28 protein-coding genes and 1 pseudogene are annotated in these 25,837 nt (G+C 52.2%); 16 read left to right on the top strand and 13 right to left on the bottom strand.

Going from position 1 to position 25,837, the window contains the following annotated elements:
* Positions 1–110: 110 nt before the first annotated feature.
* Both ynaL and dbpA read left to right on the top strand, forming a co-directional pair.
* Positions 111–293, top strand: coding sequence for a proline-rich small protein YnaL (ynaL, locus tag FOY93_RS23720; protein ID WP_115875320.1), 183 nt, complete (start codon positions 111–113; stop codon positions 291–293).
* Positions 294–320: 27 nt separating this feature from the next.
* Entirely contained in the window at positions 321–1,694 is a 1,374-nt protein-coding gene (gene dbpA, locus FOY93_RS12215) for an ATP-dependent RNA helicase DbpA (RefSeq protein ID WP_143345190.1), read from the top strand.
* A 42-nt stretch (positions 1,695–1,736) separates the two neighbouring features.
* Here dbpA and ttcA read toward each other — a convergent pair whose 3' ends face one another.
* From ttcA to FOY93_RS12205, 3 genes and pseudogenes are all read right to left on the bottom strand, one after another.
* Positions 1,737–2,672, bottom strand: coding sequence for a tRNA 2-thiocytidine(32) synthetase TtcA (gene ttcA / locus FOY93_RS12210; protein WP_127731200.1), 936 nt, complete (start codon positions 2,670–2,672; stop codon positions 1,737–1,739).
* Between the two features lie 35 nt (positions 2,673–2,707).
* Positions 2,708–2,858: pseudogene (locus FOY93_RS24055) on the bottom strand (site-specific integrase); the annotation flags it as partial.
* 87 nt (positions 2,859–2,945) lie between these two features.
* On the bottom strand, positions 2,946–3,356 hold the full coding sequence (locus FOY93_RS12205; protein ID WP_127731106.1) for an ASCH domain-containing protein: 411 nt from the start codon (positions 3,354–3,356) through the stop codon (positions 2,946–2,948).
* Positions 3,357–4,035: 679 nt separating this feature from the next.
* Between FOY93_RS12205 and FOY93_RS12200 the strand changes: the two genes are divergently transcribed.
* The 7 genes from FOY93_RS12200 to FOY93_RS23715 all read left to right on the top strand — a co-directional run bounded on the left by FOY93_RS12200 (position 4,036) and on the right by FOY93_RS23715 (position 9,082).
* Positions 4,036–5,559: an EAL domain-containing protein gene (locus FOY93_RS12200; protein ID WP_133294539.1), complete on the top strand. Its 1,524-nt coding sequence runs from the start codon at positions 4,036–4,038 to the stop codon at positions 5,557–5,559.
* A 475-nt stretch (positions 5,560–6,034) separates the two neighbouring features.
* On the top strand, positions 6,035–6,382 hold the full coding sequence (locus FOY93_RS12195; protein WP_127731102.1) for a DUF1294 domain-containing protein: 348 nt from the start codon (positions 6,035–6,037) through the stop codon (positions 6,380–6,382).
* A 100-nt stretch (positions 6,383–6,482) separates the two neighbouring features.
* A complete protein-coding gene (locus FOY93_RS12190) occupies positions 6,483–6,932 on the top strand; it encodes a hypothetical protein (RefSeq protein WP_115875309.1) in 450 nt (149 codons plus the stop codon).
* A gap of 258 nt (positions 6,933–7,190) precedes the next feature.
* The gene (locus FOY93_RS12185) at positions 7,191–8,222 is read left to right on the top strand and encodes a methyltransferase (RefSeq protein WP_136194950.1); all 1,032 of its coding nucleotides are present in this window, start codon (positions 7,191–7,193) and stop codon (positions 8,220–8,222) included.
* A 90-nt stretch (positions 8,223–8,312) separates the two neighbouring features.
* Positions 8,313–8,510, top strand: coding sequence for a hypothetical protein (locus FOY93_RS12180; protein WP_023312007.1), 198 nt, complete (start codon positions 8,313–8,315; stop codon positions 8,508–8,510).
* Between the two features lie 3 nt (positions 8,511–8,513).
* Complete coding sequence (locus tag FOY93_RS12175; protein ID WP_133294537.1) at positions 8,514–8,936, top strand: GFA family protein; 423 nt, start codon at positions 8,514–8,516, stop codon at positions 8,934–8,936.
* A 68-nt stretch (positions 8,937–9,004) separates the two neighbouring features.
* Positions 9,005–9,082 (top strand): hypothetical protein, encoded by a 78-nt coding sequence (locus FOY93_RS23715; RefSeq protein WP_223239581.1) that lies wholly within the window; start codon positions 9,005–9,007, stop codon positions 9,080–9,082.
* A 62-nt stretch (positions 9,083–9,144) separates the two neighbouring features.
* Here the strand turns inward: FOY93_RS23715 and FOY93_RS12170 are convergent, their stop codons facing one another.
* The 3 genes from FOY93_RS12170 to nifJ form a co-directional block, all read right to left on the bottom strand.
* Entirely contained in the window at positions 9,145–9,327 is a 183-nt protein-coding gene (locus tag FOY93_RS12170; RefSeq protein ID WP_136194949.1) for a hypothetical protein, read from the bottom strand.
* Between the two features lie 89 nt (positions 9,328–9,416).
* Positions 9,417–10,526, bottom strand: a complete 1,110-nt coding sequence (gene ompC / locus FOY93_RS12165; protein ID WP_133294536.1) for a porin OmpC — start codon at positions 10,524–10,526, stop codon at positions 9,417–9,419.
* 387 nt (positions 10,527–10,913) lie between these two features.
* Positions 10,914–14,438 carry a pyruvate:ferredoxin (flavodoxin) oxidoreductase gene (gene nifJ, locus FOY93_RS12160; protein WP_133294535.1) on the bottom strand — a complete coding sequence of 1,175 codons (3,525 nt, stop codon included), beginning with the start codon at positions 14,436–14,438 and terminating at the stop codon, positions 10,914–10,916.
* 271 nt (positions 14,439–14,709) lie between these two features.
* Between nifJ and FOY93_RS12155 the strand changes: the two genes are divergently transcribed.
* Positions 14,710–14,976, top strand: a complete 267-nt coding sequence (locus FOY93_RS12155) for a putative hemolysin (RefSeq protein WP_143345189.1) — start codon at positions 14,710–14,712, stop codon at positions 14,974–14,976.
* Here the strand turns inward: FOY93_RS12155 and hslJ are convergent, their stop codons facing one another.
* From hslJ to FOY93_RS12120, 7 genes are all read right to left on the bottom strand, one after another.
* Positions 14,977–15,414 (bottom strand): heat shock protein HslJ, encoded by a 438-nt coding sequence (gene hslJ, locus FOY93_RS12150; protein ID WP_133294534.1) that lies wholly within the window; start codon positions 15,412–15,414, stop codon positions 14,977–14,979.
* Positions 15,415–15,538: 124 nt separating this feature from the next.
* Positions 15,539–15,667, bottom strand: a complete 129-nt coding sequence (locus FOY93_RS12145) for a DUF2474 domain-containing protein (RefSeq protein WP_008501283.1) — start codon at positions 15,665–15,667, stop codon at positions 15,539–15,541.
* Entirely contained in the window at positions 15,667–16,677 is a 1,011-nt protein-coding gene (cydB, locus tag FOY93_RS12140) for a cytochrome d ubiquinol oxidase subunit II (protein WP_115875298.1), read from the bottom strand. The genes FOY93_RS12145 and cydB overlap by 1 nt, the downstream gene beginning before the upstream one ends.
* Positions 16,677–18,077 (bottom strand): cytochrome ubiquinol oxidase subunit I, encoded by a 1,401-nt coding sequence (locus FOY93_RS12135; RefSeq protein ID WP_133294532.1) that lies wholly within the window; start codon positions 18,075–18,077, stop codon positions 16,677–16,679. Before FOY93_RS12135 ends, cydB begins: the two co-directional genes overlap by 1 nt.
* 163 nt (positions 18,078–18,240) lie before the next feature.
* A complete protein-coding gene (locus FOY93_RS12130; RefSeq protein WP_133294531.1) occupies positions 18,241–18,642 on the bottom strand; it encodes a hypothetical protein in 402 nt (133 codons plus the stop codon).
* Positions 18,620–19,036: a polymorphic toxin type 44 domain-containing protein gene (locus FOY93_RS12125; RefSeq protein ID WP_143345188.1), complete on the bottom strand. Its 417-nt coding sequence runs from the start codon at positions 19,034–19,036 to the stop codon at positions 18,620–18,622. The genes FOY93_RS12130 and FOY93_RS12125 overlap by 23 nt, the downstream gene beginning before the upstream one ends.
* A complete protein-coding gene (locus tag FOY93_RS12120; protein WP_143345187.1) occupies positions 19,033–19,524 on the bottom strand; it encodes an Hcp family type VI secretion system effector in 492 nt (163 codons plus the stop codon). Before FOY93_RS12120 ends, FOY93_RS12125 begins: the two co-directional genes overlap by 4 nt.
* Positions 19,525–19,947: 423 nt before the next feature.
* Between FOY93_RS12120 and ymcF the strand changes: the two genes are divergently transcribed.
* From ymcF to FOY93_RS12090, 6 genes are all read left to right on the top strand, one after another.
* A complete protein-coding gene (gene ymcF / locus FOY93_RS12115; protein WP_028013309.1) occupies positions 19,948–20,136 on the top strand; it encodes a cold shock small protein YmcF in 189 nt (62 codons plus the stop codon).
* 82 nt (positions 20,137–20,218) lie between these two features.
* Positions 20,219–21,628: an aminotransferase-like domain-containing protein gene (locus tag FOY93_RS12110; protein ID WP_127731091.1), complete on the top strand. Its 1,410-nt coding sequence runs from the start codon at positions 20,219–20,221 to the stop codon at positions 21,626–21,628.
* Between the two features lie 271 nt (positions 21,629–21,899).
* Complete coding sequence (gene ydcS, locus FOY93_RS12105) at positions 21,900–23,045, top strand: putative ABC transporter substrate-binding protein YdcS (RefSeq protein ID WP_115875287.1); 1,146 nt, start codon at positions 21,900–21,902, stop codon at positions 23,043–23,045.
* A gap of 17 nt (positions 23,046–23,062) precedes the next feature.
* On the top strand, positions 23,063–24,076 hold the full coding sequence (locus FOY93_RS12100; RefSeq protein WP_136194946.1) for an ABC transporter ATP-binding protein: 1,014 nt from the start codon (positions 23,063–23,065) through the stop codon (positions 24,074–24,076).
* Positions 24,077–24,083: 7 nt separating this feature from the next.
* Complete coding sequence (locus FOY93_RS12095; protein ID WP_411800915.1) at positions 24,084–25,022, top strand: ABC transporter permease; 939 nt, start codon at positions 24,084–24,086, stop codon at positions 25,020–25,022.
* A complete protein-coding gene (locus FOY93_RS12090) occupies positions 25,012–25,818 on the top strand; it encodes an ABC transporter permease (RefSeq protein ID WP_029741505.1) in 807 nt (268 codons plus the stop codon). Before FOY93_RS12095 ends, FOY93_RS12090 begins: the two co-directional genes overlap by 11 nt.
* Positions 25,819–25,837 lie beyond the last annotated feature (19 nt).

Raw genomic sequence — 25,837 nt, 5'->3', positions numbered from 1 at the left:
TGCATAGCACAATTGATTCGTACGACGCCGACTTCATAGTCGGCTTTTTTTTGCCTCCTGATTCTCAGCGTCTACCCTAAAAGGGATGACAGCCAATTCTGGAGGGAATGATGAGCATCCTTTACGCTCTGCTACTGCAACATTCACGTCAATCCGATCCCATCCCCACCGATCCGGTGCCCATGCCCGATCCCATACCGCGTCCGCAGCCAATGCCCGACCCGCCGCCCGATGAAGAACCGATTAAATTGTCGCATCGGACCGCGAGATCTGCGAGGATACGCGCCATCTGACCGCTAAGATCACCACGAGAGACAATTGTGACCGCTTTTTCTACCCTGAATGTCCTGCCCGACGCCCAACTCGCTAACCTCAACGAGTTGGGATACCTCACGATGACGCCTGTTCAGGCGGCCGCGTTGCCCGCCATCCTCGAGGGCCGTGACGTACGCGTACAGGCGAAAACGGGCAGCGGGAAAACGGCGGCATTTGGCCTTGGCCTGTTGCAGCATATCGATGCGGCGCTTTTTCAGACCCAGTCTCTGGTACTGTGCCCGACCCGCGAACTGGCAGACCAGGTCGCGGGTGAACTGCGTCGCCTGGCGCGTTTCCTGCCCAACACCAAGATTTTAACCCTCTGTGGCGGACAGCCGTTCGGCGCCCAGCGTGATTCACTCCAGCATGCGCCGCACATTATTGTCGCCACGCCCGGACGCCTGCTGGATCACCTGCAAAAAGGCACCGTCTCGCTGGATGCGTTACAAACGCTGGTCATGGATGAGGCCGATCGGATGCTGGATATGGGCTTCAGCGATGCGATTGACGAGGTGATCCGTTTCGCACCGTCCGATCGTCAGACGCTGCTGTTCTCTGCGACCTGGCCCGAAGCTATCGCCGCCATCAGTGGTCGCGTGCAGAAAAATCCACTCACCATTGAAATCGACAGCGTTGATGCGCTGCCCGCCATCGAGCAGCAGTTCTTTGAAACCTCTCAGCAGGGTAAAATCCCGCTCCTGCAGAAATTGCTGAGCCAGCATCAGCCTGCATCCTGCGTGGTGTTCTGTAATACCAAAAAAGACTGTCAGGCGGTCTGTGATGCTCTGAATGCCGCCGGTCAGAGCGCATTGTCGCTGCATGGCGATCTGGAACAGCGCGATCGCGATCAGACGCTGGTTCGTTTCGCTAACGGCAGCGCCCGAGTTCTTGTCGCAACCGACGTCGCTGCACGCGGTCTGGATATCAAATCGCTTGAGCTGGTGGTGAACTTTGAGCTGGCATGGGATCCTGAAGTACACGTGCACCGTATTGGCCGTACCGCGCGCGCGGGAAACAGCGGACTGGCCATCAGCTTCTGCGCACCTGAAGAGGCGCAGCGCGCCAATATTCTTTCTGAGATGCTGCAGATTAAGCTGAACTGGGTGAATGCACCGGCCGGCGTTAGCCTTGTGCCGCTGGAGGCTGAAATGGCGACGCTGTGCATTGATGGCGGTAAAAAAGCTAAGATGCGTCCAGGTGACGTATTAGGCGCGCTGACCGGGGATGTGGGGCTGGACGGGGCGGATATCGGTAAGATTGCGGTCCATCCGGCGCATGCCTATGTCGCGGTTCGCCAGAAGGTTGCCCATAAGGCATGGAAGCAGCTGCAAAACGGGAAAATTAAGGGTAAAAGCTGTCGCGTACGTCTGCTGAAATAAAGAATGAAGCGTCTCAGACGGTTTTTCTGAGACGCTAATCGTTTACTTCACTTCAAGCACGTTCAGACGCAGCTCTTCAAACTGACTGTCATCTTCTTCCGGCTGCCAGCCCGCTGGCTGCATGGGAATATCTTCCCGATCGAACGCCAAGTCCCCGCCGTTCACAACTTCTGACTCGTGGTTGATGCCTTTAAAGTCGAACAGCTCCACATCCGCGAGATGGGAAGGGACGACATTCTGCATCGCGCTGAACATGGTTTCGATACGACCCGGATAACGCTTATCCCAGTCACGCAGCATGTCACCAATTACCTGACGCTGCAGGTTCGGCTGAGAGCCGCACAGGTTACATGGAATGATCGGGAACGCTTTCGCCTGAGAAAAACGTTCAATGTCTTTTTCGCGGCAGTAGGCGAGAGGGCGGATCACAATGTGCTTGCCGTCATCGCTCATCAGCTTAGGCGGCATGCCTTTCATCTTGCCGCCGTAGAACATGTTCAGGAACAGCGTTTGCAGGATATCGTCGCGGTGATGGCCCAGCGCAATTTTGGTCGCGCCCAGCTCCGTCGCGGTACGATACAGAATGCCGCGGCGCAGGCGAGAGCAGAGTGAGCAGGTGGTTTTCCCCTCCGGGATTTTCTCTTTCACAATGCCGTAGGTATTCTCTTCGACGATTTTGTACTCAACGCCCAGCTTTTCGAGGTATTCCGGCAGAATGTGCTCCGGGAAACCCGGCTGTTTCTGGTCAAGGTTGACCGCCACCAGGGAAAAATTTACCGGCGCACTTTGCTGGAGATTACGCAGGATCTCCAGCATGGTATAGCTGTCTTTACCCCCTGACAGGCAAACCATGATGCGGTCGCCTTCTTCAATCATGTTGAAGTCTGCAATGGCTTCGCCCACGTTACGGCGCAGTCGCTTTTGCAGTTTGTTGAGGTTGTATTGCTCTTTTTTGTTAATCTCTTGATTCTCTTGCATTGAGTACTACCTTCGGAGCCAGCAGGGGCAAACATTGTATGCCGCGTATGGTACGGATTCCGGCGACGAATACCAGCACGTTTTACAGCTCATTAAATCCGGAGCCGATACGCGAAAAGCGTAGCAGGCTTTCTGTGTGCCCCTGTGCATCCTGGGCATAAAAACAAATCGCAGGTTTTGATACTCCCATGAGGACCAGCGCGAGGAGAACTTACGTTGTCTTTTACCGGAACGAATTCAGCGAAGGTACTATCCTGGCCACTTAATCTCCGCTTACAGCACATCAACCAATTCAAATTCTTCTGCGATCAGTTCCATATCTTCAGAAAAATGGCCTTCGCAGACGAAAAATCGCTGATGCTCTTTCTGCCAGTATTCAAGGCTTAAATCACCTTCACCCTCTTTGCGAGCGAATTCTTCAGTAACATCGCAAAAACGCACCAGCCGCTGTGAAACCAGCCTGATCACACAGACCGGGACGTTTTGTCCATCAAGGATTATGTTGTAGCTACCCACCCGCGGTGCAGACACATCCTGCGAGTACGAGGCAAAAGATCCGCAGGTGGCCGTTTTGATTCCTTTTTTAATCAGGTCCGCAAGCTTGCTCGCCAGTTCCGGGCTGTCACCCATTTGCCAGGCCGCTGCGCCTGGGTACTTCGTTTTTAATTCCTCAACCTTAACCATTCAAATTCCTTCTTAACATTTGACTAAAAGAAACGAAGTAGCGTTTTTAGCATAACCCCCCTCGATATTAGAAGCGTAGTCGGCTTCCCTTCCACCTTTTTGCTCTGGTGGGTACGAAAACAAAGCGTTGCGCGTATTGCCCGACTAAATATAACCTTATGGGGTTATCTGTGTGGTGAATCTGCTGTCTTCAGCCAGGCGCGTGGCTTTGTATATCATTAACGTGTCACCAGGATGCAATCAGCACCATGCTTTTCTTATAACTTTATCCCATTGGAAGGGGGCACGTGTTCAAATTTAATTCATTACTACTGGCGGTTTTGCTGTTATCAGGCTGTAGTTCCGATCTTGTTCTCAATCCACCTACGCAACCCGAATACAAGTCAATGCCAGAAATTACGCAGTCTGTGACGCCAACGCAACAGCGTGCCATCATGGCTGGCGAGCGACCTGACTGGTCAGAAAGAACCCCGATCAATACAATAAAGCGGTACTAATAAACACTTATCCACCAGGGCTGCCGTTCGGCGGCCTTTTGTTTCCACCCCATCTGGCTTTCGAGAAAATTTCTGACGCCTGATATGGTATTTATTTCTTTATCAACCATGCTTAAGACGAAGATAATTCAATCACTTCAGGATCGCTGAAGCGGCAACTTTACTCAAATCGAGAACCCTAAATGCGCCATGCATCTATTCCCTTAGCTGCAGCCACGACAATGTTTTTGCTCGGCGTTTTTATCATCAATTTACAGGTTTGGTATTCTGCACGTGCTGACAGCCTGGCAGAGGCGCGCTACGTCGTACGGAACATGAACGTTATTCTTAAAGAAGCCCGTCATGCGACTCAGATGGCAATGCAACTTGCCGAGAATGAGTGTGATGCAGAAGGGCAATATCGGCTGGGTACCGAGGCAGCATTACAGCCTCACCTGAGAACGATCATTATTCTGAAAAATAACGCGGTCTGGTGCTCCTCATTACCGGGAAACCGCGTATTGTTGGTCAATAGCTCAGTGCTGCCTGAGTCATCATTGCTCCTGGTTCCTTCGGGGAGTACCGTCAACGGTCTTCCGGTTCTCTTATACCAGACAACCCACGCCGGAAGCCGAATCATCGTTAGTATAAGTGATAGCCATATCCGGGATGCGCTGGATATGCCATTAAACGGCGTTGAATATTCTCTAAGAGTAGGCAATACCCTTTTAGGCCTGACAGGCGATGTGACTACGGTAGACCATACGAAGAAAGAGGTATTAACGGTCAAGGCCTCAGCTTTTCCTTTCTCGGTACAATTTAATTCTCCACCTCTTTTTAGTATTAAGAGATTACTCAATCGAGCCGGAGGCGTAGTGTTATTCCTGCTGATAATATCGTCTCTTTCTGCTTATATTCTTCAGCGATATCTTTCTAAGGATGTTTCACCGGAAGAGTCACTGCGTACCGCCATATACAGAAATGAAATTATTCCGTATTACCAGCCCGTAGTCAGCGGCAAAGAGGGGGCGCTACGAGGTGTGGAAGTGCTGGCCAGATGGAAGCATCCACAGTCAGGGTTTATTTCTCCGGCTTCATTTATTCCTCTCGCGGAGAAATCAGGCTTAATCATTCCCTTAACTCAGAGCTTAATGCGTCAGGTTGCATCGCATATGAATTCGATCTCTACGTTGCTGCCAGAAGGGTTCCACGTCGGTATTAACTTCAGCGCGTCCCATATCGTTGCGTCCACCTTCGTTGAAGAGTGTCTCCATTACAAGCAAAGCTTTACTCGACAGGATCTTAACCTGGTCATTGAGGTGACCGAGCGTGAACCTCTCGATATCGATGACCATCTCGTTAAGACCCTCAATGCGCTACATGAGATTGGATTTGCCATTGCTCTTGATGATTTTGGTACGGGGTATTCTGGTCTGTCCTACCTGCAGGATCTGCATATCGATTACATTAAAATCGACCAAAGCTTTGTTGCCAGGGTTAATGCCAGTGAGGACTCAACCGTTATACTGGATTCGGTACTGGAACTGGCAAAAAAATTATCAATCAGTATTGTGGCGGAAGGTGTTGAAACACAAGAGCAACTTGATTATCTCACCCATAACCACATCAAGTTCTTACAAGGTTTCTTCTTCTACAAACCCACGCCGTTTAAGGAACTGGTAAAAGTCCTTCTGTCGAAACCAAAAGTGAAGATAATGGTGGAATGAGGTTTATCACATCGGAAAAATGGGGGGACATCACCCCCCTAAAGGAATGCAGATATTATTTTTTAACTACGGTGATATTTTGTTATTCATTGACCATCTGGTCAAATTAATTGTGTTCAACTGTAATGCTAAACGCTGGGCATGACACGACGCGGCTAAAAATTATCTGCTTGTTTTATAAATTGATCTCCATCAATATTTCTTACCCGTCTGTTTACACAGCCACTGCATTCGTTTTTATTTTGTTAAAGGGATGCACGCACAATGTGTTTTTGCAGTGAGCCGTTTCAGAATATTTTTTTAAGAAAAATATGTAAACTGCACGATTATAATGAAAGGATGCTTTACTGATTAATGCAGTTTAAATGTTAATCAGTAAAGCGCCAGGCATTCACCCTGTTTTAAAGAAGTAAACTTTACCTGTTTTGGGTATCATATGCCGTCGAAAACCGTTTAACAGCCTGTGACCAGAACAATGACTCTCAATCGCTTTTGCTATGTACTACTGATTTTCGCTGCTATTGCTAGCCTGTTGACTCCGAATCCGTTGGTAATCTGGTTTCTGCTGATCAATCTGCTGACAATAGTCATGTATGGCGCCGATAAAATGGCGGCGCGGAAGGGGATGCGCAGGGTGCCGGAAGCTACTTTGCTGGTATTTGGCGTAACAGGTGGCTGGCCTGGCGCCATTGTGGGGCAACAGCTCTTTCGCCATAAAACCCAAAAGCAGCCTTTCAAAACGTACTTTTTCATCAGCGTCGTGGTCAGCATCGCCATGATGGCGGTGGTTTACCATTTATCTTCTTATTCTTCTTTGTATTAATCCCTCCGTTACTGCCAATAGTAGTAGGGCTTTTCTTAAGGGGTTGCTGTTTTTTGCACAATCTGAATAATACGTGCAACAACACGGACGACAACATCCCATGAAAATAGAATCTCTTATACTGGCAGTGCTGGTGGTCTTTTCTGCGCCTTCCTGGTCTGCTTTTCAGGAGCGGGAATATAATACCTGGTATATGAAAAATGCCGTCCTTTATGATATGACACAGACCTCGGAAGGTTTCCCGGTCATGGTGAGTGTTTCTCAGCCAGGGAGGAAATCCGCTAACTTGCTGGTGTCATTTATTACTGAAGGCCGTTGTGGTGAAAACAACCAGTCGCTAAATGTTAATGGTAAGGAGCTGCCCGCAAAATATTATTGTGTTGAGGTAGGGCAAAATAGAATTGAACATTTTTCTGTGGTTGATGCGGACAGCGTCAATGGAATGGTGACGCATTTAAAATCAGATTTCACTATTCTGTTGCAAAACAATATCAAGGTTTGGGCTGCAAATATCAAAACGCCAAAGTATGGGCTGACGCCGAGATTCTAAATAGAGAATGCCTGTGTTGTCACAGGATTTTTTGGATGTAAGACAATCATTTATAAAGTAATAGTTTCTGCGCATTACTAATCAAAATGAAGGGTAAGTGGCCCTGTTTTTTTACGTGTTTAAATGTACTGTATGCAAACCAATACGAAACAGCAGAAGTAAACCTTGCTGAAATTATGGATAAAGCTCACTGCCAGACTTACGCTTGTTAGCAACTTTTTAGTTGTTCAACACATCTTTATTGGTAAGGAGCAGAAAATGTCACAACGTAATAGTCTGGATTTACTAAGCCGTAAAGAAGGAATGTGTTTGTTAGAGCAAAGCATGGGTTTTGTCTGGCAGGCAGCACTTCGGGCTGTCGCGGTATTAGGGGTCGCAGATCGTCTGGTTGAAGGAAAAAAAACCGTTACGCAACTGGCGGAGGAGCTTAATGTCGATGGCGACTATCTTCATCGGATCATGCGCTTATTGTCCTCTCGTGGAGTTTTCAACGAATTATCTGACGCTGAATACAGCCTTAGCCAATCAGCACAATTCCTCTGTTCTGAGCATGAATTTTCCTTGCGTGCAGCAGTGCTCATGCTGACAGACCAGACATTCTGGCAGCCAGCGGCAAAAATGGATGAGATATTGCAAGGCAAACCTGTCTTTAATGAATTGTTTGGCAAGCCTTTTTACGAGTACTGGCAGCATGACGATAGTGGGGCTGACAGCAACATTTTTCATGCCGGTATGGCCTCTATGTCATCCGTAGAGAATGAAGTCATCGCAGATAGCTATTCGTTCCCTCAAAACGCTGTCGTTGCCGATATCGCCGGTGGGCTGGGTAATTTATTGCTGGCCGTTTTACGTCGAAACCCGACCCTGACGGGGATCCTTTTCGATCAAACAGACGTGCTTGAGCGGAATCGACTGTATCTGTTGAATGATCATCGCCGATGGGAGACCGTAGAGGGCAGTTTTTTTGAAGCCTGTCCTGTAGCAGACATTTATCTACTTAAATACATTTTAATGGACTGGCCTGATGAAAAGGCCATTCAGATACTTCAATGCTGCAGAAATGCTATGAAAGAAAACTCCAGGCTATTAATTTTTGAGCCACTTATTAAAAAAGAAAATAATGAACAGGGACGATTTGAAATTGACCTTCTTTTGTTAACAAGCTTTGATGGAGGACGTGCAAGAACTGAGTCTGAGTATCAGACCTTGTTTGAAAAGACTCGTCTGAAGCTAAACAAAATAATAGACACCCGTTCGTATCTGTCGATTTTAGAAGTCGTACCTGTTTGAACTGTTTAAATATTATTCACAGATCATGTGTCTGGCATTCCGTTTTACCATATTCCTGCTACCCTTGTTTGTTGTACCAGGAGCATGAATATGAAAAACAAAGATGAACAAACCGGATTAGTGGGGCTGGCGATTGGGGCCGCCGTTATTGGGCTGGTTTCAGCGCAAAAACCGATCCATCGCAACAGTATAGTGGATGAACTGGTCAGACTCGGCAGGCAAAAAGGCGATGGTGTAGAAGACGAGGTTTTCGTTAAAGCGGCCGAGCTCGTGAGAAAAGGGGTATAGCCCATGGCTGAAAGACGAAATGCGAAGTGCCACTGCGGCGCGGTGGCATTCACCGTTGAACTTACTGATGGTCTCAACACCGCGCGGCGCTGCAGCTGTTCCTTTTGTCGAATGCGAGGCGCTGTCGTCGTTTCTGCGCCGCTGTCGGGGATTACGGTGACCAAAGGTGAGGATAAGCTCACCGAGTACCGCTTTAACACGGGAACGGCACGGCATTTCTTCTGCTCGGTGTGCGGGATTTACACGTTCCATCAGCGGCGTTCTAACCCAAACGAATATGGTGTGAATGTCGCCTGTTTTGAAGACGTTTCACCATTTGATTTTCCAGAGGTGAAGGTGATGGACGGGGTTAACCATCCCATGGATGGAGAAAGTGGCGTATTTGGCTATCTCACTTTTCGCGAGAAAGGTGAACAGCAGGCATGATTGCCGCCTGGCCACTCTTTAATCAGCCTGGCTATAGTGGAGAATGGTTATCTGATACAGGAGAAACTATGCTTTGTGTTGAAAAAGACGATCCGCGTGAGGCCCCTGAATCAGGCGATAAAAAGCCTCAACCTGTGAAAAAATAACGCGACCTATGCGTATATCCGCCACCGACACTGCTGGTGGCTTTTTGTTTCCAGGGAAACGGTCAACTGCCATCCAGATGGTTTAACAGCGCGCCGAGATGCCCGACAATATCACCAAAATCAAAAATTAACGCCATCCACACCAATGCTAAAAGGGTAAGAACGGCAAGAGATACACGACCGAACAACGCTGTTATCCTTAATGGAAAAGGGCTATCTCCGTAGTCTAACCAGCTTTCTTTCAACTTTCCCTCAACCAATCCCTTTCTGACACTATCTCTTGTGACTTACTTCAAAAACAAGCGAGCCCGCACCATGATGCGGGCTCTGACAATCAGAACTGGTAAACCAGACCTAACGCTACGACGTCATCCGTGCCGATGCCGTTGTTTTTGTAGAAGCTGTCATCTTCATCCAACAGGTTAATTTTGTAATCAACGTAGGTGGACATGTTTTTATTGAAGTAATAGGTCGCGCCTACGTCAGCGTATTTAACCAGATCCCGATCGCCCTGACCGTTGCCCAGATCCTTACCTTTCGACTGCAGGTAGGAAAGGGACGGACGCAGGCCAAAGTCGAACTGGTACTGGGCGGTCACTTCAAAGTTCTGGGTTTTATTCGCAACGGAATCGGTTTTATCACCATACGGGGTCATATTGCGGGTTTCAGAGTACATTGCCGCCAGATAGATGTTATTGGCGTCATATTTCAGACCCGCAGTCCACGCATCCGCTTTGTCACCGCCCGCTGTGGTATTCATGACCTGTTCGTTGGTACGGTCTGAAGAGGTGTACGCCGCACCTGCAGTAATGCCCATGCCGAAGTCATAGGTGGTAGAGATACCGAAGCCGTCGCCGTTCTCGTGACGCGTGTCGCGACCGTTGTTGGTGCCTTCCTGGTTGTTGCTGGCGTCTTCATTCTTGCCCTGATACTGCAGCGCAAAGTTCAGGCCCTGCACCAGACCATAGAAGTCGGTGTTACGGTAGGTTGCCACACCGTTGGCGCGGCTGGTCATAAAGTTGTCGGCTATAGAGTAGGAGTCGCCGCCGAACTCAGGCAGCATATCGGTCCAGCCTTCCACATCGTACAGCACGCCGTAGTTACGACCGTAATCGAAGGAGCCGTAGTCACCCACTTTGACGCCCGCGAAGGCCAGACGCGTCCAGGACTGATTATCAGACCCTTCGGTGTTATTTGCCTGAATGTTGTATTCCCACTGCGCGTAGCCGGTCATCATGTCGTTGATCTGGGTTTCGCCTTTGAAGCCCAGACGCATGTAGGTTTGATCCCCGTCAGCGCCTTTATCGTCGGAGAAATAGTGCAGACCATCTACTTTTCCGTACAGATCTAATTTGTTGCCGTCTTTATTATAAATCTCTGCTGCATGAGTTGCGCCAGCCATTAACAGAGCCGGAATCATCAGGGCCAGTACTTTTCTTTGCATTTTGATATTCCATTGTGGTTGTTTTTATTTAATTAACTGTTGAACTTTCAGAATGAGAAAGTTGTCTCATGCTAAATCACTCCGCTGCGAGAGTAATAAAATATAATTGTTACGAACTAAGTAAAATCTAAACCGAATAAATCAACTGAAACGGTCATTGACTTGATGAATGATTTAAAGTTAAGCATATTAAATTGAAATTATTAATCGGGCGTTAATTAAGGTAACCTTGATGCGTTATATGCCTTTAAGATCATTCATCCATAATTAACATGAATACTATTAAGTAAACAAAATAGATATTCATTGATTATCTGGATTCGCCCGGTGTGAATGCGCCGGGCTTTTTTATGGCAAAAATATGCCCGGACAAGCCGGGCAGAGGTACTAGTCGCTGGTCGGTTTTTCGGCTTTACCCGCCATTTGCGCCAGGAAGTCATAACGTTTTTGCAGATCGGCCGCGGCATCTTTCCAGAGCTGTTCGGCCACTTCCGGCTGCTGCGCGTTAAGGCGACGGAAGCGCTGTTCCTGCATTAAGGTCTCGGCCAGGGCATCTGACGGCGGACGCGAATCCAGCGCCAGCGGTAATTTACCCTCATCAGCACGACGCGGGTCGAACCGGTACAGCGGCCAGAAGCCCGTCGCGGTCAGCTGACGCATCTGGTCGTGGCTGAGCGCCAGATCGTAGCCATGCTCTTCGCAAGGGCTGTATGCAACGATCAGCGATGGGCCAGGATACGCTTCCGCTTCCTGAATCGCTTTTACCGTCTGGTTAAGCTGGGCACCCAGCGAAATTTGCGCGACGTAAACGTGACCGTACATCATCATGCTTACACCGAGATCTTTGCGCGCCTTGCGTTTACCGTGTTCGCCGAATTTCGTCACAGCGCCTAACGGTGTCGCTTTCGATGCCTGACCGCCGGTGTTGGAATAACACTGCGTATCCAGAACCAGGATATTGACGTTTTCGGTCAGGCTCAGCACGTGATCCAGCCCGCCAAAGCCGATGTCGTAAGCCCAGCCGTCACCGCCAATCAGCCAGATCGATTTTTCGACCAGCGCGTCCGCGTCGGTCAGCAGCTGCTCAGCTCCCGCCACGCCCTGAAGCGCCTGACGCAGCTCGGCGACTTGCTCACGACGTTCTTCTGGCGTTGCATCCGCATGAAGCGCGTCATTGAGCCCGGCAGGGAGCTGCCCGGCAAACTGCTCCAGCAGGCGCATCACGCGTGCGCGGTGCTGATCAACGGTCAGGCGGAAGCCCAGACCAAATTCGGCGTTGTCCTCGAACAGCGAGTTTGCCCATGCCGGACCGCGACCGTTGGCATCGGTGGTGTAGGGCGTGGAGGGCAGGTTACCGCCATAAATAGACGAACAGCCGGTTGCGTTGGCAATCAGCATCCTGTCACCGTACAGCTGGGTAAGCAGCTTGATATACGGCGTTTCACCGCAGCCTGAACAGGCGCCGGAGTATTCAAACAGCGGCGTGATCAGCTGCGAAGTGCGAATATCAATGCGTTCCAGTTTGCTGCGATCGATTTCCGGCAGGTTCAGGAAGTAGTCATAATTGACCTTCTCCTCTTCAACATGCTCCAGACGCGACATCATATTGATGGCTTTGATCTCCGGATCCTGCCTGTCTTTCGCCGGACAGACCTCGACGCACAGGTTACAGCCGGTGCAATCTTCCGGCGCGACCTGCAGAACGTATTTCTGTCCGCGCATATCGCGGGATTTCACATCCAGTGAATGCAGGCTCGCAGGCGCGGATTCCATCTCTTCCGGTGAAACCACTTTGGCACGAATGGCAGAGTGCGGGCAGGCCGCAACGCAGTGGTTGCACTGGGTACACAGCTCTTCTTTCCAGATAGGGATCGCTTCGGCGATGTTACGTTTTTCCCAGCGCGTGGTGCCCATCGGCCAGGTGCCATCCGGCGGCAGCGCAGAGACGGGCAGGGCATCACCCAGACCGGCCAGCATCGCCGCCGTCACGGTCTTAACGAAATCAGGCGCCGCATCGGACACCACCGGAGGGCGGTTCGGGCTTGCGGCATTGACCGGCTGCAGCGCTACCTCATACAGCGACTCGCGCGCCAGCGCCAGCGCCTGCCAGTTACGCTCGACTAATTCCTGTCCTTTGCTGCTGTAGCTTTTGGCAATCGCGCCCTGCAGTTCCGCCAGCGCGCTGTCGCCCGGCAGGATGTTCGTCAGATGGAAGAAGGCCATCTGCATAACGGTATTGATGCGCGCGGCCAGGCCACATTCGCGGGCAATTTTCGCCGCGTTCACCACAAAGAAACGGGCTTTTTTCTGGTTCAGCACCGCCTGCACTTCCCGCGGCAGGCGAGACCAGACTTCATCCACGCTGTATGGCGTATTCAGGAGGAAAATACCGCCAGGCTTCAGGCGCTCGGCCATCTGGTATTTATCGATAAACTGCAGCTGGTGACAGCCAACAAAATCAGCCTGAGAAATAAGATACGCAGAGCGGATGGGCTGTTCGCTCACGCGCAGGTGGGAAACGGTCAGGCCGCCTGCCTTTTTGGAGTCGTAAACGAAGTACCCCTGGGCATACCACGGCGTGGAGTTACCGATGATTTTGATGTTGTTTTTGGTCGCGGAGACGCTGCCGTCGCTGCCCAGACCATAGAACAGCGCCTCAAGTTTGGCGGTCGAGGGCAGGGTGTTTTCCGGCAGCGACAGGGACAGATTCGTCACATCATCATAAATACCGACGGTAAAGCGCGGCTTGGGCTTCGCTTCGCTAAGTTCGTTGAATACCGCCAGCACGCAGTCCGGCCCAAATTCCTTGGACGATAACCCATAGCGACCTCCGATCACGCGCGGCAGCGTTTCACGTTCGCCCTGATTAAAGGCTTCTGCCAGGGCCGTCATCACATCCAGATACAGCGGTTCCGCCTGCGCGCCCGGCTCTTTAGTGCGATCGAGCACCGCCACAGCGCGCGCGCTTTCAGGCAGAGCCGAAAGCAGATGTTTGGCCGAGAACGGGCGATAGAGCCGCACCTTAAGCACGCCAACTTTTTCGCCGCGCGTCAGCAGTTCATCAACAACTTCCTCGCAGGTGCCAATGGCCGACCCCATCAGCACAATGACCCGTTCCGCCTGCGGATGGCCGTAGTACTCAAAAGGTTTATATTCCCGACCGGTCGCGGCGGCAAAGTCATTCATAGCCTGTTCAACATGGTCGTAAACCGCGTTGTACCACGGGTTCGTGGCCTCACGGGACTGGAAATAGGTATCCGGGTTTGCCGATGTGCCACGAATAACCGGGTGTTCCGGATTAAGGGCCCGGGCACGGTGCGCGTCAATGTCCGCCTGCGGGAGCAGATTCAGGATTGTCTCGTCAGCCAGCGGGACGATTTTGTTAATTTCGTGAGAGGTTCGGAAACCATCAAAGAAGTGAATAAACGGCACGCGGCTTTTGAGCGTGGCGATATGCGAAATCAAGGCAAAGTCCTGGGCTTCCTGAACGCTGCTGGCGCACAGCATCGCGCAGCCGGTCTGACGTACCGCCATCACGTCAGAGTGATCGCCAAAGATAGAGAGCGCGTGAGTGGCAACGGTACGCGCCGCAACGTGCAGAACGAAGGGGGTCAGTTGACCGGCGAGTTTGTAAAGAGTAGGGATCATTAACAGCAATCCCTGAGATGAGGTAAACGACGTGGAAAGCGCGCCGGTTTGCAGCGCGCCGTGCACCGTGGCAATCGCACCGGCTTCAGACTGCATTTCTACCACTCTCGGGACATCGCCCCAGACGTTTTTTAACCCGTTACCAGCCCAGGCATCCGCCTGCTCGGCCATGGTAGAACTTGGCGTAATCGGGTAGATGGCGATAACTTCACTGGTGCGAAACGCGACTGAGGCAACTGCACCATTACCGTCAATAGTTTGCATAGGACAACACCCTTACATTGCGCAAAAAATAGGGGTCTGTATTACGGCAACAAACCCTGAATATTATCTGTGTATTCTAGCAAACGGGGGATTTTACGATTTTCGCTTTTGTGTCCTTGGTATTCTCGCCATCAATGAGTAGATCAAACTTTTGGCGAAAAAATTGCGAGAAATTGTTTCCGGAGCGCATAAATACGCACTTTCGCTCTCGACGACATGGGCTGTGATGCCTATTATGCATAGGTTTCGCATCATTTATGGGGGAGAAAGCATGCGCTCAGCGTTTTTGGTAGGGTGTGCCGCATTATTGTTGTCGGCATGTAGCAGTGAACCCGTTCAGCAGGCAACGGCAGCCCACGTGGCGCCGGGAATGAAAGCGGCGATGTCCAGCGCTGGTCAGGCTAACTGCGCAATGGTTGGCGGTTCGCTGTCTGTCGCTCGCCAGCTTGATGGTTCTGCTATTGGGATGTGCGCCTTGCCAAACGGCAAACGCTGTAGCGAACAGTCGCTTGCCGTTGGAAGCTGCGGTAACTACTGATTATTCTACACGCTTAAACATCAGCGTTTTATCGGCTGTCGCCAGCGTTAACTGGTCCTCAGTCAGGTCGACCTGCGCCCCTTTGCGCAGCATGTCGCCGATGGCCTGATCCAGCTCATTCAGCTGCGGTTCAGTACAAAGCTTGCGCGTCATGGCCAGCGTTTTAACCTTAAGCTCGCCTTCGGACAATTTCCCCTGTCCGTTGAAACGGTTACACATCTGGCCGGAAACGCTGATGTTATTCACCAGGCTGATATCAGGCAGCGCGCTAAAACTGAGCTCAGGTTGCGTTGTCGCGGTCTTCACGGCCTTACCGTTCACGTTTTCCAGCACGAAGCGGTGATTCTGAAGTTGCTCCGGCTGAACGGAGGCTTTACCCGGATTAACGCAGCCGGTAAGAACAAGACTGATAACACTTAACGCGATGAGCTTTTTCATTTTTCTTCTCAAACTATAAACACTGTGAATCTTTTTCCAGTGTAACGATACGCTGCCATGCGTTAATGGGGTTTATCTGAAAGTGCGGGGGAACAGGGCAACGCAGCGGTTGCCCGGAATGATGTTAATGCGATTTAAACCCTGCAGCCGTCATCAGCATACGGAAGAGCATGCTGACAGCAGCCAGTGCCAGTACGCTGCCGCCCCAGATAATGGCCAGCCACAGTAATCTTTTCCAGACCGGTTGTTGCATCAGTGATAACCCTCCCCATGCTGAACTTTTCCGCGAAATACGTAGTAACTCCAGAAGGTGTAGACCAGAATAACGGGAATGATCAACAGCGCGCCGACCAGCATAAAGCCCTGGCTTTGCGTCGGTGCGGCGGCCTGCCAAAGGGTGATCGACGGTGGAATAATATGCGGCCAGATGCTGATCCCAAGCCCGCTAAAGCCGAGGAATACCAGCCCCAATGTCAGAATAAACGGACGGCTATGGCTGGCGGGATTATTCAGGCAGCGCCACTGGTACAGGCTGAAAATCACCACCAGAGCAGGAACCGGCAGCAGATAAAACAGATTCGGCAGCGTAAACCAGCGCGCGGCGATGGCCGGTTGCGCTAGCGGCGTCCAGAGGCTAATGGCGGCAATAAACGCCAGCAGCACGATTAACAGCGTTTTCGATACCTCGCGCATCCGCTGCTGCAGCGCGTTTTCGCTTTTCATCACCAGCCAGGTCGAGCCTAACAGCGCATAGGCCACCACCAGCCCGGCGCCGCAAAACAGGTTGAACGCGGTAAACCAGTCAAAGGGGCCGCCGGTATAGGCCCGGCCGGTGACGGTAAAGCCGTTAATGACGGCGCCCACCGTCACGCCCTGGGTAAACGTCGCCAGAATGGAACCACCTATAAACGCCTTATCCCAGAACGGACGGTGCGCCGGGGTGGCCTTAAAACGAAATTCAAATGCCACCCCGCGGAAAATAAGTCCGATCAGCATTAACGTCAGTGGAATGGTGAGGGCATCCACGATCACCGCGTAGGCAAGTGGGAATGCGCCGAACAGCGCAGCGCCGCCAAGCACCAGCCAGGTTTCATTTCCGTCCCAGACCGGCGCGACGCTGTTGACCATTACGTCGCGATCGTCGGCGTTCTGCGTTGCCGGGAACAGAATGCCAATCCCCAGATCAAAACCGTCCATGACGATATACATCAGCGTGGCGAAAACGATGATCACAAACCAGATAATGGAAAGATCGATACCCATTATGGCTGCTCCTTATGTTCAGTTGTGACGGCAGAAAGCGGGCGCACCGGACGTCCGTCGGACTCGGTGGCGAAAGATTCATGCGGCTGCGGGCCTTTTCGGATGAGGCGCACCATATAGCTGTAACCCACGCCGAATACCGAGGTATAGACGACGAAGAAGGCCAGCAGGCTCACGCTCATATGCAAATCACCATGGGCAGAAACCGCATCCTTCGTTCGCTGAAGCCCATAGACCACCCAAGGCTGGCGGCCCACTTCGGTGGTGATCCACCCGGCCAGAATGGCAATTAGCCCGGATGGCCCCATCAGCAGCGCAAACCACAGGAAAGGGCGCGATGAATAAACGCGCTTTTTATATCGCAGCCAGAGAGCCGTTACCCCAAGCAGCAACATCAGCATGCCCAGGCCCGCCATAATGCGGAACGACCAGAAGACGATAGTGGAATTCGGGCGGTCTTCCTTTGGAAACTCTTTCAGCGCCGGAACCTGTTTATCCAGACTGTGCGTCAGGATGAGACTCCCCAGCGCCGGGATCTCCAGCCCAAAGCGGGTGCGCTCCTGCTCCATATCCGGCCAGCCAAACAGCAGCAGCGGGGTAGGCTCACCCGGCGGATTTTCCCAGTGTCCTTCAATCGCGGCTATCTTGGCGGGCTGGTGCTTTAAGGTGTTCAACCCGTGCATATCGCCAACCATGGCCTGGATGGGGGCGACAATCAGCGTCATCCACAGCGCCATCGAAAACATCGCCCGGATGGCGGGGGTATTATTCCCACGCAGCAGATGCCATGCCGCGGATGCGCCCACAAACAGGGCGCTGCTCAGGAACGCGGCTATCGACATATGCAGCAGGCGGTAAGGGAAGGAGGGGTTAAACACCACCGCGAACCAGTCCACCGGCACCACCTGACCGTTGACGATCTCATAGCCCTGCGGGGTCTGCATCCAGCTGTTTGAAGAGAGGATCCAGAAGGTAGAGATAATGGTCCCCAGCGCCACCATGCAGGTGGAGAAGAAGTGCAGACCCGGTCCGACCTTGTTCCAGCCGAACAGCATTACGCCGAGGAACCCGGCTTCGAGGAAGAAGGCGGTAAGCACTTCGTAGGTCAGAAGCGGGCCGGTAATACTGCCCGCAAACTGTGAAAAGCCGCTCCAGTTGGTGCCAAACTGGTAGGCCATCACCAGCCCGGAGACCACGCCCATGCCAAAGTTGACGGCAAAAATCTTCGACCAGAAATGGTACAGCGAGCGCCAGACCGGATTTTTTGTTTTCAGCCACAGCCCTTCGAGCACGGCAAGGTAGCTTGCGAGACCAATGGTAATGGCCGGGAAAATAATGTGAAAGGATACGGTAAAGGCAAACTGTATCCGCGCAAGGTGAAACGCATCCAAACCAAACATGCAAAACTCCGCGATGTAATTATGTCGATGCCATTCTAAGCCGCGTCTGGGGGAGGGGGCAGAAACAGACCCAGCTTATTTTGCTATAACAGTTTTCGCGCTTTTGAACATCCAGTAAGCACCTTTACTGATGTGACGAATAATAAATGAGCTGCCATAGCCATCAATATGGTGATGCATTCAGAAGGATATTGGCAAGTTTAGACGTATTATGGAAAGAGTATACGTCACCTCGAACACGCAGATATACACCATCGTCTTTAACATCGATTTTCACCGCAGGATCGTTAGTCACCATGAATGGCGTGGCCTGATCGATATGCGTTAAAAAATCTTCTTCGCTTCTTTTTGCATCTAATAAATAGTAATGATAGGTAAAGGATGTCATGGCTCCTCCATTAGCTTGTGTGACGTACAAAACAGCCCACTTATTAACGTTCACTTTTGAATGTAATTCTTGTTCGACAGGGAAGTTGGTGAAAAATAAAACCCATCCTGCGTAGGCGAGTGCGAAAAATACAGGTGCGAGTATATAGCGTTTTTTAAAACCCCGTTCTTGCTGCATAGTCTATTCCGCATTTTATCCAGAGTTGATCATTCGGGTCATCCCCAAAAGGAGGGGAACCATACCAGTGTCCATCATTTGAGTTGCCATTCCCTGACTTTGACTGCGCCCAGCCTGCAGCACGTAAAAGAATGGAGGCAGATATTCCAGCCGCAGTACCAACTGCACCATAGTGAAAATTACCAAAATTCTCGTATTGGCGGCCTATTCTTGTTTTATAATCCCATGGGCCATGTAACCTGACCTGTTGGTAAAACCACTCATATGTTAGTGCTGATGGGCCTCGATGAAATCTTGCCAGCATCATATTATTTATAATATTAACGCCTGGCGGAGAGAAAGATGAAATATCATAAGATGGATGAGGAGATACCGCTAAAGTTGGGTACCTCATGCTTGCGGTCTCTCATTCCAGTTGTCGCTAAACATAATGTTACCGTCACAGTGTTTCCAGGTGATTTTTTCATATCGAAATTCTACGCACTCGAGGTGATTATGTTTTTCCTTTGTGGGATCTTTTGTGTCATGCATCATTGGTGAGACACCGACGATTTTCACGCCTTCAAGAAACATGTTGAAGTATTCTTCTTCTTGCCCCGCATCATTAATCTTGTACCATCTAAACTCAGCCGATTTAAGAGTTTGACCGGTTGCAACTGCCTTATAAAGATACGGTGACGATGAATCAAAGTCTTTTTGTATGATTATGGATGAATGTTTGCGGGTACCGGTGATTTTTCCCGTAAGACCATCTGTAGGCAGACTGAGATTGTGGGAAAAACCATTAACTTCTATGCTTCCTTCCCGATTCTGTATATCAACCGCACCCTTAATATCCGCTCCGCCATCGTCTTTTATCCATAAATATGCTGGGATTGCCATGTAAAGCTCCTTTCTCATTAAGTCAATGGTATTTGTGAGTAATTTAATACTCCAGAACGGGCAAGCCAATTAGGCAAAAAATGGCATTTAAATTATTTATATTTCATGGGGTTATGTACTTGGTTGTAGCTATAGGCTTAATCAATATCCCACTGTAATGTGAGCATCACAGTTCAAAACTGTATTTTTATGCATTTTACACATAAAACAGCTTGCTTTGTCGTCAACGCCGTGCGTTAATGGTCTTCTGGTTTTGAGTCCAAATAAATATCTGACGTAGTTTTATAAAGCAGTTCTCATCACGTTGTGCCTCTCCGCAGCCTCTCTTGGGTCTTTATCTACATTCCGATTCGTTTTGTTTAAAACCATTATGCCCAATCGGCCCATTAGTAATTTACGTTTTTACGTTCACAGGAGAATCCTATGACTTCTTATATTCATTTCCGCTGCCCATGCTGTCATGGCTCGCAGTACCGTACCTCAGTCTTTGATGTGTCTGAGAAAAACCCACTCGGCGCGAAATGCATCTTTTGCAAATCGTCGATGATAACGCTCGATCACCTGGCCGCTGCGCGTCAGGCGCAAAGCCACGTTACCGAGTACCGCAAGTAATTCGTTTCCCGAACTATAACAGTTAGCTAAATCTTCTCTTTTTCTCCTGCTGATATACACTGTCAGCCACAAGGAGAATCTGATGAAAAAATACCAGCGTCTGGCGCAACAAATTATCTCGCAGATAGAGCTCGGCGTATGGCTGCCGGGCGATAAGCTGCCTTCTCTGCGAGAGCAGGTGGCGAGCAGCGGCATGAGTTTTATGACCGTTGGCCACGCGTATCAGATGCTGGAAAGTCAGGGGCGCATTGTCGCCAGACCGCAGTCGGGCTATTACGTTGCCTCGCGCCCGACCGCACATCAGCCTGCTCCACCTGCCCAGGTGATGCGTGACGAAGTCGTGGATATTAACACCTACATCTTCGACGTCTTACAGGCCAGCCGCGACCCGTCCGTTGTCCCTTTTGCCTCCGCCTTTCCCGACCCACGGCTTTTCCCGCTGCAGCAGCTCAACCGCTCGCTGGCGAACGTCAGCAAAACCGCGACGGCGATGAGCGTGATTGAGAACCTGCCGCCGGGTAACGTCGATCTCCGCCACGCCATTGCCCGCCGCTACGCGCAGCAGGGGATGAACATCTCCCCGGAAGAGATTGTGATCACCGCAGGCGCCCTTGAAGCGCTCAATCTCAGCCTGCAGGCGGTGACCGAGCCGGGCGACTGGGTGATAGTCGAAAACCCCTGTTTCTACGGCGCGCTGCAGGCGCTCGAACGCCTGAAGCTTAAAGCGTTGTCGATTGCGACGGACGTCCGCGAAGGGATTGACCTGAATGCCCTTGAACAGGCGCTGAAGGAGTATCCGGTTAAAGCCTGCTGGATAATGACCAACAGTCAAAACCCGCTTGGCTTCACGCTGAGCGCGGAAAAAAAAGCGCAGCTTGTCGCGCTATTAACGCAGCACAACGTTCCTCTGATTGAAGACGACGTCTACAGCGAGCTCTATTTTGGGCGCGAAAAACCGCTTCCGGCGAAAGCATGGGATCGTCAGGATATGACGCTGCACTGCTCGTCCTTTTCAAAATGTCTGGTGGCCGGTTTTCGCATCGGCTGGGTTGCGGCAGGAAAACACGCGCGACGTATTCAGCAGCTGCAGCTGATGAGCACGCTCTCCACAAGCTCACCTGTGCAGCTGGCGCTGGTTGATTACCTGGCGACGAAACGCTACGACGCCCATCTGCGCCGCCTGCGGCGTACGCTCGCCGAGCGAAAGCAGCAGGCCTGGCAGTCCCTTTTGCGCCATATGCCTGCCGGCGTCAAAATCCATCATAACGACAGTGGTTACTTTTTATGGCTGGAGCTTCCGGCGCATCTGGACGCGGGGCTGCTGAGCGAAAAAGCCTTAACGCACCACATCAGCATTGCCCCCGGAAAGATGTTTTCCACTTCTGACGCATGGACGCCGTTCTTCCGTTTTAATACGTCGTGGGCCTGGGGAGAGCGAGAAGAGCAGGCGGTCATTCAGTTAGGCAAATTAATTAGCACGATGCTGGAATAATCCTTTTTTCGTTTTTTAAATATTCATTTCTTATCCTGATGACGGCACTGTGAATATTTCGCGGTGCCCTGTCATAGGAAATCTGCATACCGTCTCTCGCGCCTAACTCCTTGTCTATAATCCAGTTAACGGGGAATGCGCCCTCGGTCACACCTTGATGAAATTTCCTGAAGCCGTACGGTGCGGCGCATTTGCGCGGTCTACGTTTAATGAGAGAGATATTTTTACGGCACGGCTGCCGCTAAATTTCATTGCGACAGGAGTAACCCTTATGAGCAAAAAATTTGCCCGCAGCAGCCTGTGCGCGCTCGGCATGACTATCATGACAGCGCAAGCCGCAGAACCTCCAAAGGCCATCGGCGACGGGGAAGGTCGACTGGATATTATCGCCTGGCCGGGATACATCGAACGCGGACAGACGGATAAAAACTACGACTGGGTCACCCAGTTTGAAAAAGAGACCGGGTGTGCGGTCAACGTCAAAACGGCGGCCACGTCGGATGAAATGGTCAGCCTGATGGCGAAAGGGGGATATGACCTGGTCACCGCCTCAGGTGACGCTTCCCTGCGCCTGATCATGGGCAAACGCGTCCAGCCGATTAACCCCGACCTTATCCCCAACTGGAAAACCCTCGACGGACGTATTGTGAAAGGGGAATGGTTTAACGTCGGCGGGAAAGTCTACGGCACGCCGTACCAGTGGGGGCCAAACCTGCTGATGTACAACACCAAAACCTTCCCGACGCCGCCTGACAGCTGGAGCGTGGTCTTTACAAAACAGGATCTGCCGGACGGGAAAACCAATCAGGGACGCGTGCAGGCGTATGACGGCCCGATTTACATCGCGGATGCCGCGCTGTTCGTCAAAGCCACGCAGCCGCAGCTGGGTATCAAAGACCCGTACCAGCTTACCGAAGCACAGTATGCTGCCGTGCTTAAGGTGCTTCGCGACCAGCATGCTCTGATTCACCGCTACTGGCACGACACCACCGTCCAGATGAGCGATTTCAAAAACGAGGGCGTCGTGGCCTCCAGCGCCTGGCCATATCAGGCGAATGCCCTGAAGGCGGAGAACCAGCCTATTGCAACCGTCTTCCCGAAAGAGGGGGTGACCGGCTGGGCGGATACCACCATGCTGCACGCGCAGGCAAAACACCCGATGTGCGCCTACAAGTGGATGAACTGGTCGCTGACGCCGAAAGTGCAGGGCGATCTGGCAGCATGGTTTGGCTCCCTGCCCGTGGTGCCGGAAGGGTGTAAAGCCAGCACGCTGCTGGGCGATAAAGGCTGTGAAACAAACGGTTATAACGAGTTCGACAAAATCATGTTCTGGAAAACCCCCATCGCCGAAGGCGGCAAATTTGTACCTTACAGCCGCTGGACGCAGGATTACATCGCCATCATGGGCGGTCGTTAATTGCCCGGGAGCAGAACATGACGTACGCGGTAGAGTTTAACAATGTTTCCCGTCTGTACGGCGACGTACGGGCGGTGGATGGGGTCACCATTGCGATTCGTGACGGAGAGTTTTTCTCCATGCTGGGGCCTTCGGGCTCCGGCAAAACCACCTGCCTGCGCCTGATTGCCGGTTTTGAACAGCTGTCAGGCGGGACGATCTCTATCTTCGGCAAAGAGGCGAGCGAACTGCCTCCCTGGGAGCGGGATGTAAACACCGTCTTTCAGGATTACGCGCTGTTCCCGCATATGTCGATCCTCGACAATGTCGCCTACGGGCTGATGGTCAAAGGCATCGACAAGAAAAAACGCCATGCGCGGGCCCGTGATGCCCTCGAAAAAGTGGGCCTGAGTTTTGCCGTTGCCCGCAAACCTTCGCAACTTTCCGGCGGCCAGCGGCAGCGTGTCGCCATCGCCCGCGCGCTGGTCAATGAGCCGCGCGTCCTGCTGCTGGACGAGCCCCTGGGCGCGCTCGATCTCAAACTGCGTGAACAGATGCAGTTCGAGCTGAAGAAACTTCAGCAGGAACTCGGCATTACCTTCATTTTCGTCACCCACGATCAGGGTGAAGCCCTTTCAATGTCAGACCGGGTGGCGGTGTTTAATAACGGGCGGATCGAGCAGGTGGATACCCCGCGCGATCTCTACATGCGTCCGCGCACGCCGTTTGTCGCGAGTTTTGTGGGCACTTCCAACGTCTTTGATGCCGGACTAGCGCAGAAAATTTGCGGTATGGAAGGTAGCTATTCCCTGCGTCCGGAACATATTCGTCTTAACGAGGGCGGAGACGTTCAGGTTCAGGGCATCGTGCAGGCCGTTCAGTACCAGGGGGCGGCCACGCGGCTGGAGCTGAAGCTTGCCGATGGCGCCAAACTGCTGGTGAGCCAGGCCAATCTCAGTGAAACCTCGCCGCTGAGCGGCATTGCGCCGGGGCAGGCGGTGATGGCGTCGTGGTCACGCGAGGCGATGATTCGCCTGCACGAGGAGAGGTGAAATGTCTATGAGTGTCGCGCATCCTCCCGCCTCGCACGGCCGCTTCAGCCGCATGACGGCGCTGTTCTGGCGAAAACCGTCGCTCGGCCTGTTCCTGCTTCTGCTCGCGCCGCTCATGTGGTTTGGCATCGTCTATTTAGGATCGTTGCTGACGCTGCTGTGGCAAGGTTTCTACACCTTTGACGATTTCACCATGGCGGTCACGCCGGATCTGACGCTGGCGAACATTCAGGCGCTTTTCAACCCGGCTAACTACGACATCATCCTGCGAACCTTAACGATGGCGATTGCGGTGACGATTGCCAGCGCCATTCTCGCATTCCCGATGGCCTGGTACATGGCGCGATACACCCGCGGCAAGTGGAAGGCTTTCTTCTATATCGCCGTGATGCTGCCAATGTGGGCGAGCTATATCGTCAAAGCCTACGCCTGGACGCTGCTGCTGGCGAAGGACGGCGTGGCGCAATGGTTTCTCAACCATATGGGGCTGGAACCGATCCTGACTTCACTCCTTACGCTCCCGGCGATTGGCGGCAACACCTTATCCACCTCCGGGCTGGGACGGTTTCTGGTCTTCGTTTACATCTGGCTGCCGTTTATGATCCTGCCTGTCCAGGCGGCGCTGGAACGCCTGCCGGCCTCGCTGCTGCAGGCCTCGGCCGACCTCGGCGCGCGCCCGCGCCAGACCTTTCGCTACGTCGTTCTGCCGCTGGCCATTCCGGGCATTGCGGCGGGGTCCATTTTCACCTTCTCCCTGACGCTGGGGGATTTCATCGTTCCGCAGCTGGTGGGGCCGCCGGGCTACTTCATCGGTAACATGGTCTACTCGCAGCAGGGTGCCATTGGCAATATGCCCATGGCCGCCGCGTTCACGCTGGTACCCATCGTGCTTATTTCTCTTTATCTGGCGTTCGTGAAACGTCTGGGAGCATTCGATGCACTCTGAACGCGCACCGCTGTTCCTGAAAGTGGCAGCGTGGGGAGGCGTCATCTTCCTGCACTTCCCGCTGCTGATTATCGCAACCTATGCCTTTAACACCGAAGACGCTGCCTTTAGCTTTCCGCCGCAGGGGCTGACGCTGAAGTGGTTTAGCGTGGCGGCGGGGCGCGGCGATATTATCGAATCCGTGACGCTGTCACTTCAAATTGCCGCGCTCTCCACCGCGATAGCCCTTGTGCTTGGCACGCTTGCTGCAGCGGCGCTGTGGCGAAGCGAGTTTTTTGGCAAGAATGCGATCTCTCTGCTGCTGCTGTTACCGATTGCGTTACCGGGCATCATCACCGGCCTGGCGCTGCTGACGGCCTTCAAAACGATCGACCTTGAGCCGGGCTTTTTCACCATCGTGGTGGGACACGCCACCTTTTGCGTGGTGGTGGTGTTTAACAACGTAATTGCCCGGTTCAGGCGCACCTCCTGGAGTCTGGTCGAAGCGTCGATGGATCTCGGGGCCGACGGATGGCAAACCTTCCGCTATGTGGTGCTGCCCAATCTGGGTTCAGCGCTGCTGGCCGGGGGTATGCTGGCGTTTGCCCTGTCGTTTGACGAGATAATCGTCACAACATTTACGGCGGGACACGAGCGCACGTTACCGCTGTGGTTGCTCAACCAGCTCGGGCGTCCGCGCGACGTGCCGGTCACCAACGTCGTGGCTCTGCTGGTGATGCTGGTGACAACTATCCCCATTCTGGGAGCCTGGTGGCTAACCCGCGACGGCGAAAACATTGCCGGCAGCGGGAAATAACAGTGAATTCAACAGGAAA

It is taken from the genome of Enterobacter sp. 18A13 (assembly GCF_007035975.1).
Taxonomy (GTDB): domain Bacteria; phylum Pseudomonadota; class Gammaproteobacteria; order Enterobacterales; family Enterobacteriaceae; genus Enterobacter; species Enterobacter vonholyi.
This window is presented reverse-complemented; position numbering and strand designations above follow the sequence as displayed.

Coding starts and splice junctions, on each gene's coding strand:
- FOY93_RS12090 (WP_029741505.1), top strand. CDS start 25,012: ATGCACTCTGAACGCGCACCGCTGTTCCTGAAAGTGGCAGCGTGGGGA.
- nifJ (WP_133294535.1), bottom strand. CDS start 14,438: ATGCAAACTATTGACGGTAATGGTGCAGTTGCCTCAGTCGCGTTTCGC.
- FOY93_RS12200 (WP_133294539.1), top strand. CDS start 4,036: ATGCGCCATGCATCTATTCCCTTAGCTGCAGCCACGACAATGTTTTTG.
- hslJ (WP_133294534.1), bottom strand. CDS start 15,414: ATGAAAAAGCTCATCGCGTTAAGTGTTATCAGTCTTGTTCTTACCGGC.
- FOY93_RS12120 (WP_143345187.1), bottom strand. CDS start 19,524: ATGGCAATCCCAGCATATTTATGGATAAAAGACGATGGCGGAGCGGAT.
- FOY93_RS12175 (WP_133294537.1), top strand. CDS start 8,514: ATGGCTGAAAGACGAAATGCGAAGTGCCACTGCGGCGCGGTGGCATTC.
- FOY93_RS12135 (WP_133294532.1), bottom strand. CDS start 18,077: ATGTTTGGTTTGGATGCGTTTCACCTTGCGCGGATACAGTTTGCCTTT.
- ynaL (WP_115875320.1), top strand. CDS start 111: ATGAGCATCCTTTACGCTCTGCTACTGCAACATTCACGTCAATCCGAT.
- FOY93_RS12145 (WP_008501283.1), bottom strand. CDS start 15,667: ATGCAACAACCGGTCTGGAAAAGATTACTGTGGCTGGCCATTATCTGG.
- FOY93_RS12155 (WP_143345189.1), top strand. CDS start 14,710: ATGCGCTCAGCGTTTTTGGTAGGGTGTGCCGCATTATTGTTGTCGGCA.
- FOY93_RS12195 (WP_127731102.1), top strand. CDS start 6,035: ATGACTCTCAATCGCTTTTGCTATGTACTACTGATTTTCGCTGCTATT.
- FOY93_RS12205 (WP_127731106.1), bottom strand. CDS start 3,356: ATGGTTAAGGTTGAGGAATTAAAAACGAAGTACCCAGGCGCAGCGGCC.
- ompC (WP_133294536.1), bottom strand. CDS start 10,526: ATGCAAAGAAAAGTACTGGCCCTGATGATTCCGGCTCTGTTAATGGCT.
- FOY93_RS12100 (WP_136194946.1), top strand. CDS start 23,063: ATGACGTACGCGGTAGAGTTTAACAATGTTTCCCGTCTGTACGGCGAC.
- FOY93_RS12130 (WP_133294531.1), bottom strand. CDS start 18,642: ATGCAGCAAGAACGGGGTTTTAAAAAACGCTATATACTCGCACCTGTA.
- FOY93_RS12110 (WP_127731091.1), top strand. CDS start 20,219: ATGAAAAAATACCAGCGTCTGGCGCAACAAATTATCTCGCAGATAGAG.
- FOY93_RS12125 (WP_143345188.1), bottom strand. CDS start 19,036: ATGAGGTACCCAACTTTAGCGGTATCTCCTCATCCATCTTATGATATT.
- FOY93_RS12095 (WP_411800915.1), top strand. CDS start 24,084: ATGAGTGTCGCGCATCCTCCCGCCTCGCACGGCCGCTTCAGCCGCATG.
- FOY93_RS12190 (WP_115875309.1), top strand. CDS start 6,483: ATGAAAATAGAATCTCTTATACTGGCAGTGCTGGTGGTCTTTTCTGCG.
- ttcA (WP_127731200.1), bottom strand. CDS start 2,672: ATGCAAGAGAATCAAGAGATTAACAAAAAAGAGCAATACAACCTCAAC.
- cydB (WP_115875298.1), bottom strand. CDS start 16,677: ATGGGTATCGATCTTTCCATTATCTGGTTTGTGATCATCGTTTTCGCC.
- FOY93_RS23715 (WP_223239581.1), top strand. CDS start 9,005: ATGCTTTGTGTTGAAAAAGACGATCCGCGTGAGGCCCCTGAATCAGGC.
- ymcF (WP_028013309.1), top strand. CDS start 19,948: ATGACTTCTTATATTCATTTCCGCTGCCCATGCTGTCATGGCTCGCAG.
- FOY93_RS12185 (WP_136194950.1), top strand. CDS start 7,191: ATGTCACAACGTAATAGTCTGGATTTACTAAGCCGTAAAGAAGGAATG.
- FOY93_RS12180 (WP_023312007.1), top strand. CDS start 8,313: ATGAAAAACAAAGATGAACAAACCGGATTAGTGGGGCTGGCGATTGGG.
- ydcS (WP_115875287.1), top strand. CDS start 21,900: ATGAGCAAAAAATTTGCCCGCAGCAGCCTGTGCGCGCTCGGCATGACT.